Origin of the sequence: Corallococcus aberystwythensis (assembly GCF_003612165.1) — a bacterium.
Classification (GTDB): domain Bacteria; phylum Myxococcota; class Myxococcia; order Myxococcales; family Myxococcaceae; genus Corallococcus; species Corallococcus aberystwythensis.
In genome coordinates this window covers 1-20,551 of the sequence record NZ_RAWK01000003.1, presented here as the reverse complement: position 1 = coordinate 20,551, position 20,551 = coordinate 1, and the positions used below count along the sequence as shown (strand labels likewise).

Annotated in this window: 15 protein-coding genes; 8 read left to right on the top strand and 7 right to left on the bottom strand. The window is 68.7% G+C overall.

What is annotated here, in order from left to right; all coding sequences use genetic code 11:
- Window positions 1-311 precede the first annotated feature (311 nt).
- Together D7W81_RS00890 and D7W81_RS00885 are read left to right on the top strand one after the other, a co-directional pair.
- On the top strand, window positions 312-1,487 hold the full coding sequence (locus D7W81_RS00890; protein WP_120553392.1) for a right-handed parallel beta-helix repeat-containing protein: 1,176 nt from the start codon (window positions 312-314) through the stop codon (window positions 1,485-1,487).
- 145 nt (window positions 1,488-1,632) lie between these two features.
- The gene (locus tag D7W81_RS00885) at window positions 1,633-2,508 is read left to right on the top strand and encodes an OmpA/MotB family protein (protein ID WP_120553391.1); all 876 of its coding nucleotides are present in this window, start codon (window positions 1,633-1,635) and stop codon (window positions 2,506-2,508) included.
- A 66-nt stretch (window positions 2,509-2,574) separates the two neighbouring features.
- Here D7W81_RS00885 and D7W81_RS00880 read toward each other — a convergent pair whose 3' ends face one another.
- Complete coding sequence (locus D7W81_RS00880) at window positions 2,575-4,476, bottom strand: LamG-like jellyroll fold domain-containing protein (protein ID WP_120553390.1); 1,902 nt, start codon at window positions 4,474-4,476, stop codon at window positions 2,575-2,577.
- 325 nt (window positions 4,477-4,801) lie between these two features.
- Here D7W81_RS00880 and D7W81_RS00875 point away from each other — a divergent pair, with 325 nt between their 5' ends.
- A complete protein-coding gene (locus D7W81_RS00875) occupies window positions 4,802-6,709 on the top strand; it encodes a hypothetical protein (RefSeq protein WP_120553389.1) in 1,908 nt (635 codons plus the stop codon).
- A gap of 34 nt (window positions 6,710-6,743) precedes the next feature.
- Window positions 6,744-8,312, top strand: coding sequence for a M28 family metallopeptidase (locus D7W81_RS00870; RefSeq protein ID WP_244226902.1), 1,569 nt, complete (start codon window positions 6,744-6,746; stop codon window positions 8,310-8,312).
- A gap of 9 nt (window positions 8,313-8,321) precedes the next feature.
- On the opposite strand, the gene D7W81_RS00865 is transcribed toward D7W81_RS00870, so the two are convergent.
- From D7W81_RS00865 to D7W81_RS00855, 3 genes are all read right to left on the bottom strand, one after another.
- A complete protein-coding gene (locus tag D7W81_RS00865) occupies window positions 8,322-9,338 on the bottom strand; it encodes a hypothetical protein (RefSeq protein ID WP_120553388.1) in 1,017 nt (338 codons plus the stop codon).
- 97 nt (window positions 9,339-9,435) lie between these two features.
- Window positions 9,436-9,636: a hypothetical protein gene (locus D7W81_RS00860; RefSeq protein ID WP_120553387.1), complete on the bottom strand. Its 201-nt coding sequence runs from the start codon at window positions 9,634-9,636 to the stop codon at window positions 9,436-9,438.
- Window positions 9,637-9,750: 114 nt separating this feature from the next.
- Window positions 9,751-11,829 (bottom strand): sodium-translocating pyrophosphatase, encoded by a 2,079-nt coding sequence (locus D7W81_RS00855; RefSeq protein ID WP_120553386.1) that lies wholly within the window; start codon window positions 11,827-11,829, stop codon window positions 9,751-9,753.
- 379 nt (window positions 11,830-12,208) lie between these two features.
- Between D7W81_RS00855 and D7W81_RS00850 the strand changes: the two genes are divergently transcribed.
- Together D7W81_RS00850 and D7W81_RS00845 are read left to right on the top strand one after the other, a co-directional pair.
- Window positions 12,209-13,969 carry an ATP-dependent nuclease gene (locus tag D7W81_RS00850; protein WP_158621385.1) on the top strand — a complete coding sequence of 587 codons (1,761 nt, stop codon included), beginning with the start codon at window positions 12,209-12,211 and terminating at the stop codon, window positions 13,967-13,969.
- Between the two features lie 14 nt (window positions 13,970-13,983).
- On the top strand, window positions 13,984-15,486 hold the full coding sequence (locus tag D7W81_RS00845; RefSeq protein WP_120553384.1) for a DUF1570 domain-containing protein: 1,503 nt from the start codon (window positions 13,984-13,986) through the stop codon (window positions 15,484-15,486).
- Between the two features lie 9 nt (window positions 15,487-15,495).
- Here the strand turns inward: D7W81_RS00845 and D7W81_RS00840 are convergent, their stop codons facing one another.
- Window positions 15,496-17,190, bottom strand: a complete 1,695-nt coding sequence (locus tag D7W81_RS00840) for an alpha/beta hydrolase (protein WP_120553383.1) — start codon at window positions 17,188-17,190, stop codon at window positions 15,496-15,498.
- Window positions 17,191-17,543: 353 nt separating this feature from the next.
- Between D7W81_RS00840 and D7W81_RS00835 the strand changes: the two genes are divergently transcribed.
- Window positions 17,544-18,212 (top strand): SDR family oxidoreductase, encoded by a 669-nt coding sequence (locus D7W81_RS00835; RefSeq protein ID WP_120553382.1) that lies wholly within the window; start codon window positions 17,544-17,546, stop codon window positions 18,210-18,212.
- Window positions 18,212-18,988 (top strand): SDR family NAD(P)-dependent oxidoreductase, encoded by a 777-nt coding sequence (locus tag D7W81_RS00830; protein ID WP_120553381.1) that lies wholly within the window; start codon window positions 18,212-18,214, stop codon window positions 18,986-18,988. Before D7W81_RS00835 ends, D7W81_RS00830 begins: the two co-directional genes overlap by 1 nt.
- 12 nt (window positions 18,989-19,000) lie before the next feature.
- Here the strand turns inward: D7W81_RS00830 and D7W81_RS00825 are convergent, their stop codons facing one another.
- The gene (locus D7W81_RS00825; protein WP_120553447.1) at window positions 19,001-19,666 is read right to left on the bottom strand and encodes a TetR/AcrR family transcriptional regulator; all 666 of its coding nucleotides are present in this window, start codon (window positions 19,664-19,666) and stop codon (window positions 19,001-19,003) included.
- Window positions 19,666-20,551: saccharopine dehydrogenase family protein (locus D7W81_RS00820; protein ID WP_120553380.1), on the bottom strand; the 886-nt coding region annotated here is incomplete at its 5' end. The genes D7W81_RS00820 and D7W81_RS00825, both read right to left, overlap by 1 nt.

The window sequence follows — 20,551 nt, the reverse complement described above, 5'->3', positions numbered from 1 at the left end:
AAAGGATGGATGGGAATGAGACTGTTCGCTGCGACTGTCATTTCGTTGTCCCTGCTCACTCCACCACCGCGATGACCCACCTCGCCATCCAGGAGCAGCTCGACGGCAAGGTCGTCGAGTGGATGGAGAAGGTCAGCGACGCCCAGTACGGCGGCCAGCCGTAGGCACCGGGGGCGATCGGCTTCACCCTTGGGCGCCGCCACGCTGTCGCCATCCGGGCTGCGTGCTGACACCGCTGGGGGGAAAGCCGCCTGGAGCATCATGAATAGCCTCTCCGCCGGTGGCCGGACGTCTCCGGCCGGGGAGGCAGCATGAAGCAGACACGCGGATTCGCCATGGCCGTGGCCGTGACCACCTTGCTCACGGGGGTGCCTGCCGCCCAGGCCCGTGGCACGGACTTGATCGACGCGGATGCGGAGGTGACGTTCAAGGGCGGCTCCGCTGTCCGGTGCGGTGACACCCTCACCGAGCACACGCGCCTCACACACGACCTCAGTTGCCCGGGCTCGGCGCCCTTCGCGATCCAGGTCGTGGGCGAAGGCGTCGTCCTGGACCTGGGCGGCCACACCGTGCGCCGCACCGGTCCGGCGAATACCGATTCGCAAGGCATCGCGCTCCAGACCAACAGCATGGTGCGCAATGGCACGATTCAGGGATTCGGCCGGGCCATCATGATTCCCAGCGGCTCGGGCGCGTCGAACGTGCGCCTCCACAAGCTCGCGCTCCTCGACGGCTACTCGGGCGTCTACAACGAGGCCACCACGGACTTCCTCATCACGGAGTGCCGCGTGAGCGGGAACAGCGTCGGGCTGAACAGGGAGCTTGATGCGTCCAGCGGCAGTTTCGACGTGAGGTCGTCGGTGTTCACCCACAACGAACTCGCGATGCTCGCGGACTTCCACAATATTGACGTGCTCGGCTCCACGTTCAGGTCCAATGGGAGCGTCTTCAACTGCTGGCAAGGCCTCGTCCGCATCAGGTCGAGCACGATCGCGTCGAACGACGCAGTAGGCTCGATCCGCAATGACCCCGGCTTCCGGATCTGCAACGAAATACGATTCGAAAACACGCTCATCGCGAACAACGCCGCGTTCGCGCCGGCCTCCGAGCCGGTCTGGGAGCCGATCAAGCTCTCGATGCTCGGCTCGTTCGTCACCAACAACGGCACGGGGCTCGAGGCCGCTGCCGTGAACGTCTACATCGACGGCAACACCTTCCATGACAACGCGGCCGGCCTGACCCTGTCCGATCGCGAAGGGTTACCCCCGGGTCCGCTCACGGGCATCGTCCGCGGCAACAATTTCCTGAGCAATGACGGGGATGGACTCCGGGTGAATCCGCCCAGCAAGCCCACGGTGGTCAACAATCGTGCCCTGGACAACGCGGGCTTCGGCATCTACGCGCCCACCGCCTTCGACGGAGGCGGAAACGTCGCGCGGAACAACGCCGCGGGCGACTGCGTCGGCATCGTCTGCGCCATGTACTGAGGTCCCGGCCGGCGCAGCCACACCCCGGCTGCCCTGGCTGGAACAATGCACCTCCAGACACAAGCACGCACCCGGGTCGCCTTGTGGCGCACCTGGGGGCTGTCGCTAGCGTGGTTTCCGTCCATTCCACCCTGGAGGTCGCGACATGGAAACGGAACGCGGAAGGGCCTGGGTGCCCTGGTTGGTGACGGCGCTGGTGGCGGGGCTCGCGGGCCTGGTGCTGTATCTGTCGCATCGCAGCACGACCCGCGCGGATGAAGAAGCTGCTTCGGCGACGGCCCGGGCCAGTGAGGCGGAGGCCGCGAAGCAGGCGCTGGAGGCGAAGCTGGCCGCGCTGGAGGCGGAGCACGCGAAGCTGTCCACGGAGAAGGAGCAGCTCAACACGGAGAAGGAGCAGCTCAGCCAGACGGTGCAGGAGCAGGAGGCGGAGCTGGCCCGGCTCAAGGCCACCTACGAGGACCTCCAGGACAAGCTGAAGCAGGAGATCGCCGAGGGCGCCATCCGCCTGACGCAGGACGGGGGCCGCCTCCAGGTGGACCTGGTGGACAAGGTCCTCTTCGATTCGGGTGACGCCAGCATCAGCGCACGCGGCCAGGAGGTCCTCACCCGGCTGGGCGGCGTGCTGTCCAAGGTGGATGACAAGATCATCCAGGTGTCGGGCCACACGGACGACTCGCCGCCCACGCAGAAGCTCCAGGCCACCTTCCCCACCAACTGGGAGCTGTCCGTCGCGCGCGCCGTCAACGTGGTGCGCTACCTCCAGGACAAGGGCGGCGTGCCCGCGAAGCGCATGCTCGCGGCCGGCTACGGCGACACACGGCCCCTGGGGGCCAATGCCTCACCGCAGGGCCGCGCCCGCAACCGCCGCATCGAGCTGTTGTTGATCCCGGAGCTGGCCGCCAAGCGGAACCCCGCCCTCGCGAAGGCGTCCTCCGCGAAGGCGACGCCCGTGAAGGGAACTCCCGCGAAGCCCGCCGCCGTGAAGCCCGCCGTGGGAAAGAAGGCCCAGGGCGGCCGGTAGGCAAAGCGCCTGGACAAGGCGCTTCGATGACAATCGACAACGCAGGGCCTCCTGATAGGTGGGCGCCTACTGGATGCCGAGGGTGGCGCGGGGGATGCCCCAGACCCAGGGGGCCAGGACGATGGAGGCGGAGCCCACGGCCTGCATCTTCTTGGACGCGCCCTCGGTAATGCCCCACACCATTCCATCCGTCGTGACGACGACGCCCTCGCCGTTCGTGGCCAGGGTGCTGGAGAGTTCCCTCACGGCGGTCGTGGAGGTGGACGGGCAGAAGTCGTGGATCGCGGACGGGTTGCTCTCTCCGCCGGAGAAGTGGAGCACGAAGCACGGATTGGCTCCCGCATTGCCCCGGTGATACGCCGCGCCGCCCTGGAGCTGATAGGTCTTGGTTCCCTGGGTGTAGGGCCCTGCGGGAATCGACCAGGTCACTTCCGGCGTGGAGTCCGGCAGCGAGCCATCCGCGTTCAGATTGTAGCCCCGGATGAGCCGGGCCCCACTTGTGAAGCAATAGAGCCGGTTCGAAACCACGTCGAGCGACACGCTGGCCCCTCCGCAGAGGCCGGTGTGGCTCTTGACGAGCTTGAGGTCCTCGATGGCGGGCCGCCCCGTCGCGGCATCCGCCGGATGCCAGGTGGTCCGGGGCGCGGAGAGGTCGAACTGAAGCAGGCCTCCAATGCCCGTGGCCTCATTCATGAGGGAATTGACATACAGGATGTGGCCCACCTTCACGACCCCGCCCGGGTGAACGCCACTCAGCTCCGCCCCGGTCGCACTCACCAGCCGGTAGGTCCGCCGGAGGCTGGGGGCGCAGGTCCCGGTGGCGCAGCCGGTGATGTTCACCTCCGGGACGATGGCCATCCCTTCCGAGAGGTCGGGGTCCGGTTCGTAGTGCCCCACCATGAACATCGTGTCGTTCGCGGTGGTGGTCGTGCCAACGAAGACGCCCTGGTAGACAAAGCCATCATTGAGATACGGCAGCGAGATGCGGCGGGTGACCTTCGCCTTCATGTCGTTGAACTGCGGGAAGTTGTTGCCGCCCTGGGGCTCGTTGATGGCGTCCGCCATGCGCCGGTACTTCGAACGGTAGGCGCCCGTGGGTGTGTCCGTGACCGCGGGGGTGAAGTCGAAATAGGACGGCAGGCCCGCGTACCAGCCGCCGTCATTCAGCTGGGAGAAGAGATAGCTCCTCGACCACAGCGGATAGTTGAGGACCTCCACGGTGGCGATGCGGCCAACGAAGTATTCGCCTACGGGGGCCCGGGAGCTGCCCGTGCCGTCGCACTCGGCCGCGACGCAGCCGGGCTGGCCGCTGTTCTTCAGGTTCTGCGCCCCGGGGATGGGAGAGACGTCGATGCGCTCCTGTCCGTCCACGTAGATGCGTGCATGGCTGCTCGCGGGCGTCGTGGGGTTGATGGTGACGGCCGCGACGACGTAGTGCCAGTTCGTATCAATGGGGTAGCCCGTGGCGGTGACGGACTGGTACCCGGTGCCGTCATGCCATTGCACCTGCATGCGGCCATCGACGATGTCGAGCGCGATGCCGCCGTTGCCCTGGTCCGAGTAGAGCGTCCGGCGGCCGGTCAACGACGCCGCGTCCGGCTTGAAATGCGCCACGACGGTGAAGCCCGTTGGCGACTGGAGCGGCGCGGTGGCACTGGCCTTGTACGCGCCCGCCGTAAACGGACGATACGTCAGGTTCATGAACTCGGTATTGCCGCTTCCCCCCCGCGCAATGGTGGCTGCGGCGCCCACGGTGCCCGTGATGACACCGGCGCTCGTGCCCGTCGTCGAGGCGCGATAGCGAAACACCAGCTTCGGGTCGTCTCCTTCATACAGCGCGTGCTCCGTCTCCTGGAGCCGCGCCGGAGTCTCCTCCTCCGGCGCGCCGGGGCCACATCCGGCCAGCCCGCCTGCGATCACCAGCCAGGCCGCCCGGTTCCGGAACTGCTTCAAGAAATTCGAACGCATGCTGTTTTCGCGCCTCGTCGGATGGAAGCCACGCGGGAAATCCTCGTGGTCCGCGAGAATTTAGTAAAATCATGAGTTCAAGGCTAATCTTGAATTTAGCGGTTGTTCACTCGCGAGGAACCCGGGGGAGGCATCACGCTCCGTCAGGCCGGCGGGTAGGAGATTTCACTCCATTTAATCCGGCTTAACCCCCTGCCGCCGCGGCGCGTTGGTAGACCCGTGTCCGCAGCGTGAATGACGCACGCAGAGGGGGAAGTGTTTCATGAGAATTGCCTTTCGCGGTCCTGCGCAGTCCCGTCCCGTTCAAGAGAACAAGCCCGCCGGAATGAACGTCGCGCCGCCTGCCCCAGGGAAGGCGGCGCCGACCCCGGTCCAGCAGCGGCTGACCCAGGATCTCTTCACCCCCGACACGCGGTCGCGCCAGACGGTGAGCTATTTCGGGGGCAACGGGGGGCCTCCGTTCACGCCTCCTCCGGCGAGCCCCACGCCTGGAGTCATCAGCACACCCGTGGCCAGCACCCCGGTCACCCAGACCGCGCAGGTGAACACGCCCGCTCCGGCGGCCACGGTCTCTCCGGAGGTCCAGACGGCCCTCGACAACATCAACAAGTACCAGCCGGCCGCCCAGCCCATCGGACTGGCCAGCGAGCTCCAGATGCACGGCAGTGACAGCGCGGAGGACGTCGCGTTCCGCAAGGAGCTGATGGCCGCCCTGGGCCCGGACCGCGTCGCCGAGCTGATGGGCCGTGTGGGCCCCCTGTCGGAAGAGATGCCGGGGCTCGCCAGGACCGTCCTGTCGGCCGCCATCGAGGCCTACCCCGTCGCGGATCAGGGCAAGGTCGTGCAGGGGATGGGGCCGGAGGTGCTGGGCGCGGCGCTGGCCACGGGCGTCGAGCTGGCCGGCAGCCCGCTCACCTTCAACCGGGAGGAGTCCGTCGCCCAGATGCAGGCCCTGGCCACGATGATGGGCAACCTGTCCGCACTGCCTCCCGGTTCGCCCGGCCAGGCGGAGGTCACCGCGGCGTTGGACCGCATCAAGTCTGGCGAACAGCCGTCCGAGGCCCCCGGCGCCTCCACCGCGGCGTGGCTCGTCGCGAACTCGGGCAGCGACTCGCTCCGCGCCAGCTTCGCCAACGGCTACCTGGAGGAGCTCAAGGCCGACCCGGCGTCGCTGTCCTCCGAGGAGGCCCGCGCCGTGGCGTGGGCGCTGGGCTCCATGACCCAGAGCCCCACGGACGGCCTGGGCGCGCTGGCCGACCTCCCCGATGCGGCGCGCTCCCAATTCCTGAACGTGCTCGGCGGCCCGGACGCGCCGGAGCTCGAGCACACCGGCGCCTTCTTCCAGGAGGACGTCCAGGCGGGGGTCAACGAGTTCCTGGGGGACGTGGCCCGCCTCAATCCGGCCAACTTCTCCAACGCGCAGGCCGCGAAGGAGCTGCGCATCGAGGCGTTCCAGCAGGTCTCCCTGGCCGTGGACGGCGACTTCTTCAACGACGGCGCGCAGACGCACCTCGCGCTGGCCGGCATGTTCGCGGCGGACACGGAGGGCATCGTCGACACCTCCGCCAACTCGGACTACGACAACCGCCTCTACGACAAGGAAGGCCGGGCGATGGCGAAGTTCTTCGACCGCGTGGCCTTCCGCGACGAAGGCAGCCGCGGGCTCGTGACGGAGGCCCTGCACCGGTACCTGGGACAGGGGACCCAGGACGGTCTCGTCCCCCAGCTCGTCCAGGGGCAGGGCGAGGACGGGTTCATGGCGGACGGCGGCAACATCCTGGCGCGAAACATGGGCTTCGTGCTCGGCGCGCTCTACCAGGGCTCCCAGAGCGCGATGCAGGGCATGGACGACGAGTTCGCGCGCAAGAAGGCCATGGTGGACGTGATGGGCAGCCTGGTGGAGAAAGCCATCGAGGCCACCCCGGGGGTGGGCGCCGCCTACGCGAAGATCAAGAGCGGCACCGCGGATCAGGTGAGCGTGGACAAGGTGTTCGGGTGGCTGGGTGACCAGTTCGGCGGAAACGTGGACGCGAGCAAGGATGGCGTCAAGGCGCTCTCCGGCACCATCATCAGCGACGCCTGGACGCCCTTCTTCGGCAACGACGCCCTGAAGGGCGCCATCCCCGGGAACCTCACGGCGATGTTCGGCTTCATCAACGGGGCCGTCGCGCTCGCCGACGGCATCACGGGCGACCCGAACATCAACATCGGCGGCGCCGCCTACGGCCGCTGACACCGGGCATTGCCGGAGGACAGCCGGGGTGGAGATGCTTGCACCGTCCTCCACCCCGGTGCCCTTCCGCATGTCCCCTTCCCGTCCGCTGCTCCGCCTCGCGGCGCTGTCCCTCGCCCTGGCCCTCCCGGCCCCTTCCCGGGCCGAGGAGGCCCTCCCTTCCGCGCGTGAGCGTGAAGCCGCGCTGCTCGTGGGCAGCGTGCTGGGCGGAACGCCCATGCTCGAGGACCTGCGCTCGCTGGTGGACGAGGTGGGCGGAAGGGCCACGGGCTCCGAGTCCAACCACCGCGCCGTGGAATGGGCGCTGCAACGCTTCCGCGCCGCCGGTGTGACGGCACGCGCGGAGCCCTTCCCCATGCCGGCGCTGTGGCTGGAGCGCGGCGCCACCGCGTCCGTGCAGGGTCCGGGCGTGCGCTTCGCCCCGCGCGTGGCCGCGATGCCCTTCTCCACCGCCACGCCCAAGGGCGGCTCCACCGCGCCGCTGCTGGAGGTGGGGCGCGGCACGGAGGCCGACTTCCGGCGGGTGGGCGCGAAGGCGCGGGGCACGTTCGTCCTGGTGGAGACGGACGAACTCAAGGACGTGGACGGGCTGTTCCGCGAGTACGACGAAGCGGCGGTGATTGAATCCCGCGCGTTCGCCGCGGGCGTGGCCGGCGTCGTCTACATGGGCAGCCGGCCCGGCAATCAGCTCTATCGGCACAGCGTCTCGGTGGGCCCCAGGAACACGCGTCCCATGATGGTGATGGAGCGCGACGGCGCGAAGCGCGCGCTGCGGCTGCTGCGCGCCGGCACGGCCCTGAGCCTCACCGCGACGCTGGACCTGCGCACGGGCGGCCCCTACACGTCACGCAACGTCATTGGAGAGATTCGCGGCACCACGCATCCCGACGAGGTCGTCGTGCTGGGGGCGCACCTGGACAGCTGGGACCTGGGCGGAGGCGCGCTCGACAATGGCGCCAACGTCGCGATGCTGCTCGACCTCGCGCGGCAGATGCAGCGTCTGGGATTGAAGCCCGCGCGCACCCTGCGCTTCGCGCTGTGGAACGGCGAGGAGCAGGGCATGTACGGCTCGGCCGGTTATACGGGCACGCACGCGGCGGAGCTGGACCGGCACACCCTGGCGCTGTCGGTGGACATCGGCTGTGGGCGCATCACCGGCTTCTACACCAACGGCCGGTCCGCGCTGGTGCCGCTGGTGGACCGGGCGCTGAAGCCGGTGGCGGGCCTGGGGCCCTTCACGCACGTGGACGTGCCGGTGGTGGGCACGGACAACTTCGACTTCATGATGCACGGCGTGGCCAACCTCATCGCCAATCAGGAACCGGCCACGTACGGGCCCAACTACCACGCGCGCTCGGACGAGTTCGAACAGTGCGACGCGCGCACGCTGCGCGCCAACGCGGCCGTGGTGGGCGCGCTCGCGTGGGGCTTCGCCACCATGGAGGAGAAGCTGCCCCGCCAGAGCCGCGCCGAGGTGGAGGCGCTCGTGCGCGACACCGACCTGGGCCAGCAGATGAAGTCCTTCAACGTCTGGGAGGAGTGGGCCGCCGGTACCCGGGGACATCCCCTGGAGGGCGGCAAGCCCACCCCTGCCCCGCGCTGAAGCGCGCAGCTACTGCTGGCGGATGTACACGGCGTTGATGCGGTTGTTCCCCGCGCCCGGCGCGCTCTTCACCGTGAGGCGTCCGTCCAGCACCGCGACGTTCGCGATGCCAGTGGTGTAGCCGTAGCCGGTGGGCATGCCGCTGAGCACCACCGTGTCCTCCGCCTGGATGCGGTACGCGCCCACGTAGTTGAACGGCTCGCCGGCCAGCATGCTCACCTCGTAGACGCCGTTGGGTACGGCGATCTCCCAGACGCGCTCGCCGCCCTGCTGCATGCGCGCGTGGCGCTGCGCGACGATGTCCACGTCATGGCCCGCGTCCACCATGTTGGCCGTGTTGTCCACGTTCCACCCGTAGGTGAAGCCGAACTGCCGCGCGCCATAGATGAGCCCGTTGTCCGGCAGGTAGCCGAAGTTCTCCAGGGGCGGGTTGGACGCGGGCTGGAAGTTGATGTCGATGCCGAACTTCCGCTTCACCTCCAGGAACGCGAGCTTGTTGTTCACGGCCGGGCTGCTGCTGCGCACCGTGAGCCGTCCGTCACTCACGTCCACCAGCTTCACCGCTTCGAAGAAGTGCTGATCCGCGGTCGGCGTGCCGCGCAGCACGTCGCCGTAATACTCGACGCTGAAGGCATACTCGCTGTCGATGAAGTCCGAGTCCCCCGCCACCAGCCGCACCTCGTAGTAGCCGTTGGGCACGGCCAGCTCCCAGGTGAAGTTCGCGCCGTTCTGCGTGCGGATGATCGTGTCGTACGCCTGCGACGGGGTGCTGGGGTTGTTGCGGTCGCGCGTGTTGGCGGTGTTGTCCTGGTTCCACCCGTAGGTGAAGCCGTTGCCCCGGCTGCCGTACACCTGGCCGGAGTCCGCCACGAAGCCCGTCGGCACTGGCGCGTTCGCGGGCTGGAAGTTCACCCGCAGCTCGAACGGCGCGAACGCGGAGAAGGGGCCGGGGGACTGGGCCAGGGCGGGCGCGGACATCAGTGTCAGGCCCAACGTCGTGGCAGCGGACCACAGGAAGCGCTTCATCGGAAACCTCGGGGACAGAGTGGAAATCACGGCTTAGCGCGATTTCCCTCAACCTCCCGTGCGGTTTCGTGTTCCCTGGCGACCGGGCCAGCTCCTGTCAGAGCGGCGGGTGGGCTGCCGGGTGCATCTGGGCCTCCACCTTGCGCTGGAGGGCCTGCAACCGCTCGAGCTTGTCCCTCAGGTGGTCGCGCAGGTCGCGTGCGTCGGTGTGGACGACCTCGTCACGCAGCGCATCGATGCCTTCGGCCAGCGAAGCGTGGAGGAGGTGCATCTGCTGCTGGGAGAGCTCCAGGACCATGGGACACCTCGCTGGCGGAAGGACCGCGGTGGCTCACCTGGAAGTGTAAGCACGCGCTCCTCCACTGCCCGGGTGCGGCGCCTGGAGTGACGGCGCCGCACCGCGAGGTCCGCGCTACCGCAGCGCGATGAGCGAGGCCACGAGCAGCGACACGACGCTCATGACCTTGATGAGGATGGCCACGCCCGGGCCGGAGGTGTCCTTGAAGGGGTCGCCCACCATGTCGCCGACGACGGCGGCCTTGTGGACCGCCGAGCCCTTGGCGTGGCCCGGCAGCTTGCCCTTCTCGATGTACTTCTTGGCGTTGTCCCATGCGCCGCCCGCGTTGGCCATGTAGAGGGCCATGGTGGCGCCGACGACGAGCGAACCGGCCAGCAGGCCCGCCAGGGCGAGGGGCCCGAGCACGTAGCCCACCACCGGCGGGGCGACGATGGCGATGAGGCCCGGGAAGATCATCTCGCGCAGGGCGCTCTTGGTGGCGATGTCGACGATCTTCTTGGGCTCCGGCTCGGCCTTGAGCTCCATCAGGCCGGGAATCTCACGGAACTGACGGCCAATCTCCTCGACGATGGCGCCCGCCGCGCGGCCCACGGCGAGCATCGTGGAAGCGCCCACGAGGAACGGGAGGATGGAGCCCAGCAGCAGGCCCACGATGACGTTCGGGTTGGTCAGCTCCAGGCTCATCTCCGCCAGACCGTTGGCGACGCGCGTGTGGTTGACCTCCAGGTTGAACGCGGAGAAGAGCGCGATGACCGTGAGCGTCGCGGAGCCGATGGCGAAGCCCTTGCCGATGGCCGCCGTGGTGTTGCCCACCGCGTCCAGCTCGTCGGTGATGGCGCGCACTTCGGGGCCCAGGCCGGACATCTCGGAGATGCCGCCCGCGTTGTCGGAGATGGGGCCGTACGCGTCCACCGTCATCACGACGGCGGTGCCGCCCAGCATGCCCACCGCGGACAGCGCGATGCCGTACAGGCCGAGCGCGCGGTCCGCGATGTAGGCCACCAGGGCGATGGTGGCCATGGAGATGCCCACGCTCTCCATGCCCACGGCGAGGCCGCGGATGAGGTTGGTGCCCGCGCCCGTGATGGAGGACTCCGCGATGCGCTGCACCGGCGTGGACGACGTGTAGTAGTCCGTGACGAGGCCGATGATGGCACCGCCGAAGGCGCCCGCGGCCAGCGCCACGGTGATGGACTGGGACAGGCCGAACACGTTCATCATCACGAACGACAGGCCCACCAGGATGACGGGGGGCATGATGAGCGCGCTGCGCAGGACCTGCGCGGGGTTCATGTGCTTGAGCGCGCGAGCGATGAAGATGCTCACCAGGCTGACAATCAGGCCCACCGCGGACAGCACCAGCGGGAGGATGACGCCCGCCACCTTGGCGGTCCCCGTCGCGGAGGTGTCCACCACGAGGCGGGAGAGCTCCGTCGCGTTGGCGGTCAGCGCGATGGCCATCGCGGCGACGATGGCGGCGACCATGGACTCGTAGATGTCCGCGCCCATGCCGGCCACGTCGCCCACGTTGTCACCCACGTTGTCGGCGATGACGCCGGGGTTGCGCGGGTCGTCCTCGGGGATGTTCTCGATGACCTTGCCGGCGATGTCGGAGCCCACGTCGGCGGCCTTGGTGTAGATGCCGCCGCCCACGCGCGCGAAGAGCGCGATGGAGCTGGCGCCCACGGCGAACGAGTGGAGGACGGGGGACAGCTCCTTGCTGGACCGGAACACGTAGTAGACGACGCCCATGCCGATGAGGCCCAGGCCGGCGACGGCCAGGCCCATCACGGCGCCACCATCCAGCGCGACGAGCAGCGCGTTCGGCTTGGAGCCGGTGCGCGCGGCCTGCGCGGTGCGCACGTTCGCGAACGTGGCGGCCTTCATTCCGATGTAGCCCGCGAGCAGCGACAGGAACGCGCCCGCCACGAAGCTCGCGCTCGCCGTCGGTCCCAGGGCGAAGCCGATGATCACCGCGACGACCACGCAGTAGACCGCCAGCACCTTGTATTCACGGACGAGGAACGCCATCGCGCCTTCGCGGATGTAGCCCGCGATGCGGTTCATGGTCGCGTCGCCGTCCGGGAGCGCCTTGACGCGGAAGTAGAAGAACGCAGAGAAGAGCAGACCGATGGCGCCGATGACGCCCGGTGCGATCGCCCAGAAATTCGACTCGAGACTCGACAACTCCATCCGTTCCTCCAGAGCAGTCCCGGGGGGCCCTGACCGCTCGCCCTGCGGATCGCTCGCGTACCGCGCGAAATTGTGCGGAGGCCTATACGTGATTTCAGGCCAAGCGGGGAGCCTCGGAGCGGATCCACGGCAAGGCGGGCCCGGAGGGGGTAACCGCCCCCAAGCCTCAGGGACGGCTGGAGGGGCCTGCCGAGTGGATGGAAGTACCTGGATTCACTGGTGATTCAGGCTGGAGCGGGGGCGGGCCCGGGCGAGGTGCACCGGTTCCAGCCACAGCGGCATGGTGGTTCACCGCCGGAGCAGTCCCGGGTGGGAGGCCGCGCCCCCTCCCCGCCTCCCATCCCCTGGACGTGCCAGCATGGCTCCACAAGGGGATTGGATGAGCGCTTCTCTCTTCATCGAGCAACTCACGTTCAGCGGGGGCGCGAGCATCCCGCTCGAACCCGACTCCATCGTCGTCATCGTCGGGCCCAACAACGCGGGAAAGAGCGCGACCCTCCGGGAGATCCTCGGCCGGGCGGGATCGGCCTATTCCAAAACGAGCAATCATGTCGTCACCGACATGAAGGTGGGGCGCGCCGGGACATTCGAGGCGTTTCTGGAGCGGTTGGCTTCGTTTCGTCTGCGAGACACTGAGCACTACAACCTCGCGGCGCTACAAATCGGGGACATCTTTTCGAAGATCAAATCCTCCACCAGCATTCTCTCCATGCTGGGCGTCGATTTCGCGAAGGTACCTGGAAGCCTGCTCCGGGCGTTCTGGGAGCAGCAATCAGGCTTCGACTCTGTCGCGGAGCTATTCGTCTATTTGCTCGACCTCGCAACTCGCTTCAAGGCCACCGAGCCGGCTGACGTCTTCAACCTCTCGACAGACATCCCATATCTTCCCATCCAGAAGATGTGCGTCGATCCGGTACTGGCGGAACGGCTCAGCCGTTACTTCCAGCGTGCCTTCGGACAAGCGCTCATCGTCAACCGGACCGCTGGATCCACGCTGCCGCTTCACTGCGGAACGGTTCCTCCGTTGGAGCCCGGCGAAGACCGGGTTTCTCCCAGCTACGCCCGGAAACTCCGGGCGCTTCCGCTGCTTCAGAGTCAGGGTGACGGGATGCGGAGCTTCGCAGGCTGCCTCCTTGAGGTCACGGCTGCCGACAAGTTCGTCGTCATGATCGACGAACCCGAGGCCTTCCTTCATCCGCCCCAAGCGCGACTCCTCGGAACGCTGTTGGCCAGGGAGAAGCCCGCTGGGCGTCAGCTCATCATCGCGACCCACAGCGGAGATCTGCTTCGGGGGCTCCTGGATGCCAACCCTTCAGCCCTCCAGATCATCCGGCTCACCCGCGAAGGGGACCTCAATCATGCGCGTGCGCTGGATAGCGACCGGCTCCGCACGCTCTGGGCTGATCCCATCCTGCGCTTCTCCAACACGCTGGACAGCCTGTTCCATGAGCAGGTCGTACTCTGCGAGGCGGACGGGGATTGCCGCTTCTACGCCTCGCTCCTGGAAGCGGTTCAGCCTGAAGACACGGACACCCGGATACCGGATGTCATGTTCACGAGCACGGGTGGCAAACATAAGATCCCGGCGATTGCCGCGGCCCTTGCCAGCATCGGAGTCCCCACGCGAGCCATCGTGGACTTCGACATCCTGAACGAAGATTCCCCGCTCAAGGGAGCCATCGAGGCACTCGGCGGCAACTGGGGCGAGTTCGAGGCGCGCTGGAAGAGGATCAAGGCAGGCGTCGAGCAACTCAGACCGGAACTGGAGACCACTCACGTCCGAAAGGAGATCGAAAAACTCCTGGGTCAGGTCAGCACCTCGATCTTCCCAGGGGATGTGGCCCAGGAGATCCGGGATGTGCTCAAGCGCGCCTCGCCCTGGGACGCGGCGAAGAAACAGGGTGTGGACGCGGTCCCCAGGGGCCAGTTGCGTCAGGTGGCCGAGTCGCTCCTCGCCGACCTCAAGCAGCTCGGTCTCTTCGTCGTGGAGTCCGGTGAAATGGAGAGCTTCGTCCCCACCGTCGGGGGACATGGAAACCCCTGGCTGGCGGAGGTGCTGCGCAAGGACCTCCGCCAGGATGCCCACCTCGAAGGCGCCCGGAGGTTCGTCCGGGGGCTGTTTTCCCTCCAGGAGATATGACAGAAGCCACGCGCATGAGTCTGCGTTTGGCGTTCCTGGGATTGGCATTGACGTTGTTCTCGGGCTGCACGGCGAGCCGGGCCTTGTGCCCGGCCGAGGGTGGGCGGCCCTGGCGTGAGGTGCGCAGCTCGCACTTCCGCGTGCGCACGAACCTGGAGGAGCCGGCGGCGGCCCGGAGCGCGGTGGAGCTGGAGGAGTTCCGGCGGGCGCTGCTGCTTGCGTGGGGCGCCGGCTTCGACCCGCCGGGCACGGTGGAGGTCATCCTGCTCAGCAACCCTCGCGACCTGGAGGAGTTCACCGACTCGGGTCGCTATGGAGGCTTCGCCGGACAGACGCCGGATGGCCCCCGGATGGTGATGACGGGCGGCGGCGGATACCTGTTGGCCGACACCACGGGCGACAAGGAGACCCAGGCCCACGAGCTGGCGCACTACCTGAGCGCCTTCGCCCTGCCCCGTCAGCCCCGGTGGATCTCGGAAGGCCTGGCGTCCTACCTGGAAACCATCACCATCCGGCCCAGCGACCGCAACGTGGTGCTGGGCCGGGCCAGCCCCGCGCTGCTCCAGTACGTGCGCGCGCACGGCTGGCTCACGCTGGACGAGCTGTGGCAGTGGGACGGCAAGACGCAACAGAGCACCGCGGAGCTGCAGAGCCACTACGCCTCGTCGTGGCTGTGGGTGCACTACCTCATCAACGAATACGGCGACCGCTTCAGCACCTTCCAGAACCAGCTGGCCCGGGGCGAGGAGCCCCGGCGCGCCTTCCAGGCCGCCTTCGAGGGAGAAACCGCGTTCCAGGCGGCCCTCGCCAATTATGTGCAGCTCGGGCGCTACGCCATCTCCACCCAGCCCCTGCCGCCGGTGCCTACGCAAACCCAGACACGCGGACTGGAGCCCTCGGACGTGCATGTCATCCGGGCCCTGCTCTTCACCCAGGCACCGGGGGACGTGCCGCGCGAGGAACGCCTGCGCAAGGCGGACCTGGAGCTGGAACAGGCGCTGAAGGAGGACCCGGCCCACGTGGAGACCCACCGGCTGCGTGCGGAGAAGCTGGACAAGGCGGAGCGGCTGAAGCTCGCGCGTCAGCTGGTGGAGAAGCATCCGGAGGACGGGCGCGCGTGGGACCTGCTCGCCAACGCGCTGGATGCCGAAGGGGACCTGTCCGTCCAGCAGGAGCAGGCCCGCCAGCGCGCCGCGGAGCTGATGCCAGACAGCCCCTCCGCGCAGAACAGCCTCGCCTGGTACTACGTGAACGTCCTGCAGCCCCAGAAGGGGCTCGCTCCGGCCCAGCGCGCGGTGCGGTTGATGCCGGGCAACGCGGGCATCCTCAACACCCAGGCAGCGCTGTTCTTCCAGTCCGGGCGTTGCAGGGAGGCCGTGGCCATGGGGCGGCGTGCACTCGACATGCTCCACGAAGGGGTTTCGGATGCGACGCGCCAGGAGTTCAAGCGCGTCCTCACCGTGTTCGAGACGAAGTGTGTCCCCGCTCCGGTCGCGCCGTCGGCGAAGGCTGAATAGCCTTGCGGCTCAACGCGTGAGCAGCAGGTTCCGCAGCCGTGCCGTCTGATCCGCGCTCCAGCCTTCAGGCCGCAGGAGCGCGGCCCAGCCGTCCACGTGCTCGCCGGTGTAGACGTGGCCGTACCCCGCGGGCACCGCCATTCCCAGGGGAAGGTCCGCCGTCACCTGCCAGAACGTGACGAAGGGGATCCACACCATCTGCCCCAGGACGTCATCGCCTCGCGGCTCGCGCAGCCAGTCCGGCCGCTGCACCAGAAGCCGGGGGCTCCACCAGATGATGGGGTCGGAGGGGTGCAGCAGGTACAGCACGCGCGAGTCCCCCCAGGGCTCGGACGCGGGCGGGATGTCGCTGCCCGGCCGGCGGCTGAAGCGGACGATGCGGCCCTGACGGTAGATGGGCTCAATCTCAGGGCTGCCCGGGTCGCGGTGGTCGGTGAACGCGCGATACAGCGTGTTGAAGTTCGGCGGCCCGACGAAGAGGACGCCGTCGGTGCGGTTGGCCAGGTCCCGCTCGCCGCTGAAGGCCGTCTCTCCGCCGTAGGAGCCCAGGCTCTCTCCGAACACCAGCAGCTTCGGGCGCTGGCCTGGAGGAAGCCGCGACCAGCGTTCGTAGACCGCGTCGAAGAGCGCCCTGCCTGACTCGCGGGCCCGTTCCTGATCCACCAGCACGGAGAGCCACGACCACAGGTGCGAGTACTGCATGGCAACGATCGCCGAGTCGCCGCGCGCCAGATATTCGAAGGCGTCCACGGACTCCGGCACCACCCACCCACTGCCCGTGGTCGTCACCACCAGCAGGTACGCACGGTCGAAGCCACCTGCCCGCTCCAGGTCGTCCACCGCGAGCGCGGCACGGCCCTCCGCATCCGGTGCGGAGTCGTAGCCGGCGTACGCGCGGATCGGTTCCTTCGCCGCCGTGCCATGGAACCGGGAGAGGTCTTCGACCGAAGGCCCCCGTCCAATGAAGTTGCGCCCTTCCCTTCCCAGGGACTCCCACGCAATCGGTGAGCCCGCGCCCCCGGAGCGCAGCACGGTGCTGGGGCGGACCACGCCCTCGTCGGTCATCGTGTCCTGCACCGCCAGGGTGCGGTCCGCCATCGAGATGAGGCCGTCCCACAACACGCCGCTGGCCACCAGCGCGGTGAGCACCACCACCGCCAGTCCACTCGTCGCCCGGGCCGCGCGACGCCCCATGTGTCTCGCGAGTCGCGTGGCCCCTGCTCGGGTCACGGCACGCAGGCCGCGTCCCACGGCGATGAGCACGAAGAAGACAACCGCCGCGACCGGCAGGGCGAGCAGATACCCGGCGCGGCCCGACGAGGGCATGCCCATGAGCTCGCGGAGGCGCTGCTGCCAATGCCAGCCCAGTAGCAGCGCCGCGACCAACGCCACACCGGCCGTGACGAAGAAGGCCTGCCATGCGCGCTGGCGGGGCGTCCTCGCGGGGCGGTCCGCGAACTCCCGCCAGAGCCAGGCACCCAGGCATCCCAGCCCATAACCCATCGCCGCGCTGAGGCCGCCGACGAACCCCTGAAAGGGCCCGCTGCGCGGCAGCAGGGAGGGAGTGAAAGCCAGACAAGCGAAGACAAGCGCCACCCAGGCTCCTGGCAAGGTGTAGCGGAGCCAGCGGGGCCACGTCCGGCTTGCACGTCTGGCCTGGGGCGCCACGGTGGGTTGCTCGGCGTGGGTGAGGAAGTGCTCCATGCGGACTCCCGGGCAGGCGCTCGGCGCGAGTGCGCCCACTTGAGCTACCGGCCAGAGAGACGCCAGGCGTTGAGGCTCGCCGTCTCTCCAGGGCGCACTCCAGAGGGTAGGCCCCGAGACTGCTCCCCGGCAGCGTGCGCCCGGCATGCCTGGCTCCGGCCCGGTCGATGCGGTCAGCCGCAGGTCTTGCCCCCTTCCCCACCGGAGCGAACCGTGCGCGCCCGAAGCGACGCATGCGCGAAACCGCCTGGAGCCAGGCCATGCCCGCGGCAATCCGTCTTGTCACCCTTTCCGTACCACCTTGCCTTCACGGAAAGTCTGGGGAGAATGGGTCCACGGAAGGGGCACGGCGCTTGAGCACTCGGAATGTCATCGTCGTCGGAGGCACGGGCGACATCGGACGCGCCGTCACCGACAAGCTGCGCGCGGAGGGCCTGCGCGTGGTGTGCGCCGCGAATGACGTCGCGACGGAGACCTCGGACACGCTGAAGGTGGATGTCACCCGCGAGGACTCCGTGAGGGCGCTGTTCGACAAGGCGGCGGCGTTGGGTCCCCTTTCGGTCCTGGTCAACTGCGCGGGTGTCGGCGTCTTCACGCCGCTCCACGAGACGTCCCTGGAGGACTGGCAGCGGACCCTGGACGTGAATCTCACGGGGACGTTCCTGTGCGCGCGCGAAGCGTTCCGGCGGATGAAGTCCCACGGCGGTGGCCGGATCATCCACATCGGCTCCGTGAGCGACCACCTCACGCTGCCCATGAATGGGGCCTATGCCGCGACCAAGCACGGGGTCCGCGGGCTGACTGGCGTCCTGAACGCGGAGGGCCACACCTTCGGCATCCGCGCGACGCTCCTGTCGCTCGGGGCCGTCTACACCTCCTTCTGGAAGTCCCGGCCGGAGTTCAGTCCCGCGGACATGCTCTCCGTTGAAGACGTGGCCCAGTGCGTCTGGGAGACGTCCATCAAGCCGCTGAACGTGCGGGTCGACGAGGTCCGCCTCGTCCCGCCCCGAGGTGTCCTGTGATGCAGACGCAGACGAAGGCCCCTGTCGCGGTCGTCACCGGCGCCAGCCGGGGGATTGGCGCCGCCATCGCCACCGAGCTCGCGCGCAACGGGTTCGAGGTGGCCCTGCTGTCCCGCGATGGCAATGCGCTGGAACAGCTTCAGCAGCAATTGCTCAAGGCAGGGGGCCGCGCGTGGTCGTTCCCCTGTGACGTCGCGAACAGGGACGACGTGACGGCAGCGCTCGGCCGGCTCGAAGCGAAGGTGGGCGTGCCCCGGGTGCTCGTGAACAACGCGGGCATGGGCGGACCATTTCATCGTGCGGACGAGGTGAGCGTCACCGAGTGGGACCAGCTCTTCGGCGTGAACGTGGACGGCGTGCGCAACCTGTGTCAGTGGGCGCTGCCGCGCATGAAGGCGGAAGGCTCCGGGCGCATCGTGAACATCGCGTCCATCATGGGCCTCTTCGGGGGCGCGCAATCGTCCACCTACGCGGCCACCAAACACGCGCTCGTGGGGTACTCGAAGGCCATCGCCGCGGAGTGGGGCGCGTACGGCATCACCTGCAACGCCGTCTGTCCCGGCTACATCGAGACGGAGATGCTGGCGAAGGCACCCGCCGCCTCACGCCAGCGGCTGCTGGAGCGCATCCCCGCGGTGCGCTTCGGAACGCCGGAAGAGGTCGCGGGCCTGGTGGCGTTCCTCGTCGGGCCAGCTGGCGGCTACGTCAACGGGAGCGCCCTGGTGATGGACGGTGGATTGTCATCGCATCTGGCGTCCGACCTGCCTTCGTTCTGAGCCGGTGTCTGACTATCGCGCCGGTCCTGGAAGCAGCACCTGCTCCAACAGCAAGCGCAGTTCCTGCTCCAGCCCCGGCACCGACGCGTCGCGCAGGTTCCCACCGCCCCGGAAGAGGGACAGTCCTTCGAAGAAGGCGACGAGCAATGCCGCGCGCCGTTCCCGGCGAGCCGGGGGGAGGTCGGGGGCCAGCTCCCGCAGCAACTCCACGACGCCTGCGCGATAGCCCGCGTAGAAGACCGTGAGCGAGCCGGCGACCATGGAGTCCCTCGCGGCCATCGCCCACAGCTCCGCGAAGAACTGGCAAGCGTGCGCTGAGTCCTGGTCCTCCAGGATGGCGTCCACGGCCAGCCGGAGCCGCTGCGCCGGCTCCCGGCCTCCGCCCTCCATCCGCTCGCGGACCCGCTGGAGCGCCTGCTCCAGGTAGCGCGCCAGCAGCGCCCGCACCACGTCCTGCTTCGTGGGGAAGTAGTACTGGAGGTTCCCCAGGCTCACCCCCGCTCGCTGGGCCACGCCCCGCAGGACGAGTCCCGCGTAGCCGTCCTCGGCCAGGACCTCCATGGTCGCGTCGAGGATGCGCTCCACGCGCTCGGTGCCCTTGGCGTGCACCGCGGTCCCCGTCCGGGGGCTCGCCGAGGGAAGTGCCCCTGGGACCTTCTTGTTCGCGCGGCGGACCATCACGCCACCTTGCGCGCCGGCCGCTCGTCGATCCGGACCTCGACGCCGCAGGCGCGCAGGGTGGCCAGCGTCTCTTCGGGTCGGGGCTCATGCTCCGGGAACCACACGCCTGGGGGCGGCGGCGGCGCTCCATCCAGCCCCAGGAGCCGCTCGGTGCCCAGCAGCGCTCCGACGGCGGTGAGGTGGGCCTGTCCCCGGGAGTCCACCACCTCGATGCGGGCCTGCCCCCGTTCACCCTCCACATCCGCCACCCACGCGGCTTCGCCCCCCGTGTTGTTGCCAGTGAGCAGCGCCCGGCGCAGAGACGTCCAGCGGGGGTGCTGGAGCAGCCGAAGGATCCCCAACCGCTGGAGCACGACGAGCGTCCAGGTCGCGGAGCCCGAGTCGAAGCCCAGCCGCGTCGTCACCGTTCGCGCACCCAGCACCCGGGGCAGCGTCGCCTGTTCGGGGGTGTCGAGCCGGAAGACGCGGGTGTGGCGCCCGTCGGAGAACGTCACCCGCCGGCCGTCCGTCAGCGGCAGCACCTGCCGTTCCTGTCCGTCCTCCATCACCTCGAAGGACAGGCCCAGCCGGTCCATGTACTCCAACGAGTCTGGACCTGCCTGATCCGCGAGCGCGAAGCGGATGGCCACCTCCACGCGCTCCAGGCGCCCCACCTTCCGCGCCGCCATCGCCACGAGGCGCGGCACCAGCCCCGCCATCCACGCAGAGCTGAGCAGCACCGGCGCGACCGGCGCCGCACCAGAGAGCCGCAACACCGTGGCCTTCAACCGGGACGTCCACCGGGTGATGTCCAGCACCGGCACCCCGTCGCGCGCCGCCGCCAGCAGCAGCGCATCCTCCGGGTCGTTGACCAGGGACAGCACCGCCCGGGGCTTCCCACCC

Bases quoted from the DNA above. Each gene is read 5' to 3' on its own strand.
- D7W81_RS00860 (WP_120553387.1), bottom strand. From the start codon at position 9,636: ATGGTCCTGGAGCTCTCCCAGCAGCAGATGCACCTCCTCCACGCTTCG.
- D7W81_RS00845 (WP_120553384.1), top strand. From the start codon at position 13,984: ATGAGTCTGCGTTTGGCGTTCCTGGGATTGGCATTGACGTTGTTCTCG.
- D7W81_RS00840 (WP_120553383.1), bottom strand. From the start codon at position 17,190: ATGGAGCACTTCCTCACCCACGCCGAGCAACCCACCGTGGCGCCCCAG.
- D7W81_RS00830 (WP_120553381.1), top strand. From the start codon at position 18,212: ATGCAGACGCAGACGAAGGCCCCTGTCGCGGTCGTCACCGGCGCCAGC.
- D7W81_RS00870 (WP_244226902.1), top strand. From the start codon at position 6,744: ATGCTTGCACCGTCCTCCACCCCGGTGCCCTTCCGCATGTCCCCTTCC.
- D7W81_RS00880 (WP_120553390.1), bottom strand. From the start codon at position 4,476: ATGCGTTCGAATTTCTTGAAGCAGTTCCGGAACCGGGCGGCCTGGCTG.
- D7W81_RS00875 (WP_120553389.1), top strand. From the start codon at position 4,802: ATGAACGTCGCGCCGCCTGCCCCAGGGAAGGCGGCGCCGACCCCGGTC.
- D7W81_RS00855 (WP_120553386.1), bottom strand. From the start codon at position 11,829: ATGGAGTTGTCGAGTCTCGAGTCGAATTTCTGGGCGATCGCACCGGGC.
- D7W81_RS00825 (WP_120553447.1), bottom strand. From the start codon at position 19,666: ATGGTCCGCCGCGCGAACAAGAAGGTCCCAGGGGCACTTCCCTCGGCG.
- D7W81_RS00850 (WP_158621385.1), top strand. From the start codon at position 12,209: ATGAGCGCTTCTCTCTTCATCGAGCAACTCACGTTCAGCGGGGGCGCG.
- D7W81_RS00885 (WP_120553391.1), top strand. From the start codon at position 1,633: ATGGAAACGGAACGCGGAAGGGCCTGGGTGCCCTGGTTGGTGACGGCG.
- D7W81_RS00890 (WP_120553392.1), top strand. From the start codon at position 312: ATGAAGCAGACACGCGGATTCGCCATGGCCGTGGCCGTGACCACCTTG.
- D7W81_RS00865 (WP_120553388.1), bottom strand. From the start codon at position 9,338: ATGAAGCGCTTCCTGTGGTCCGCTGCCACGACGTTGGGCCTGACACTG.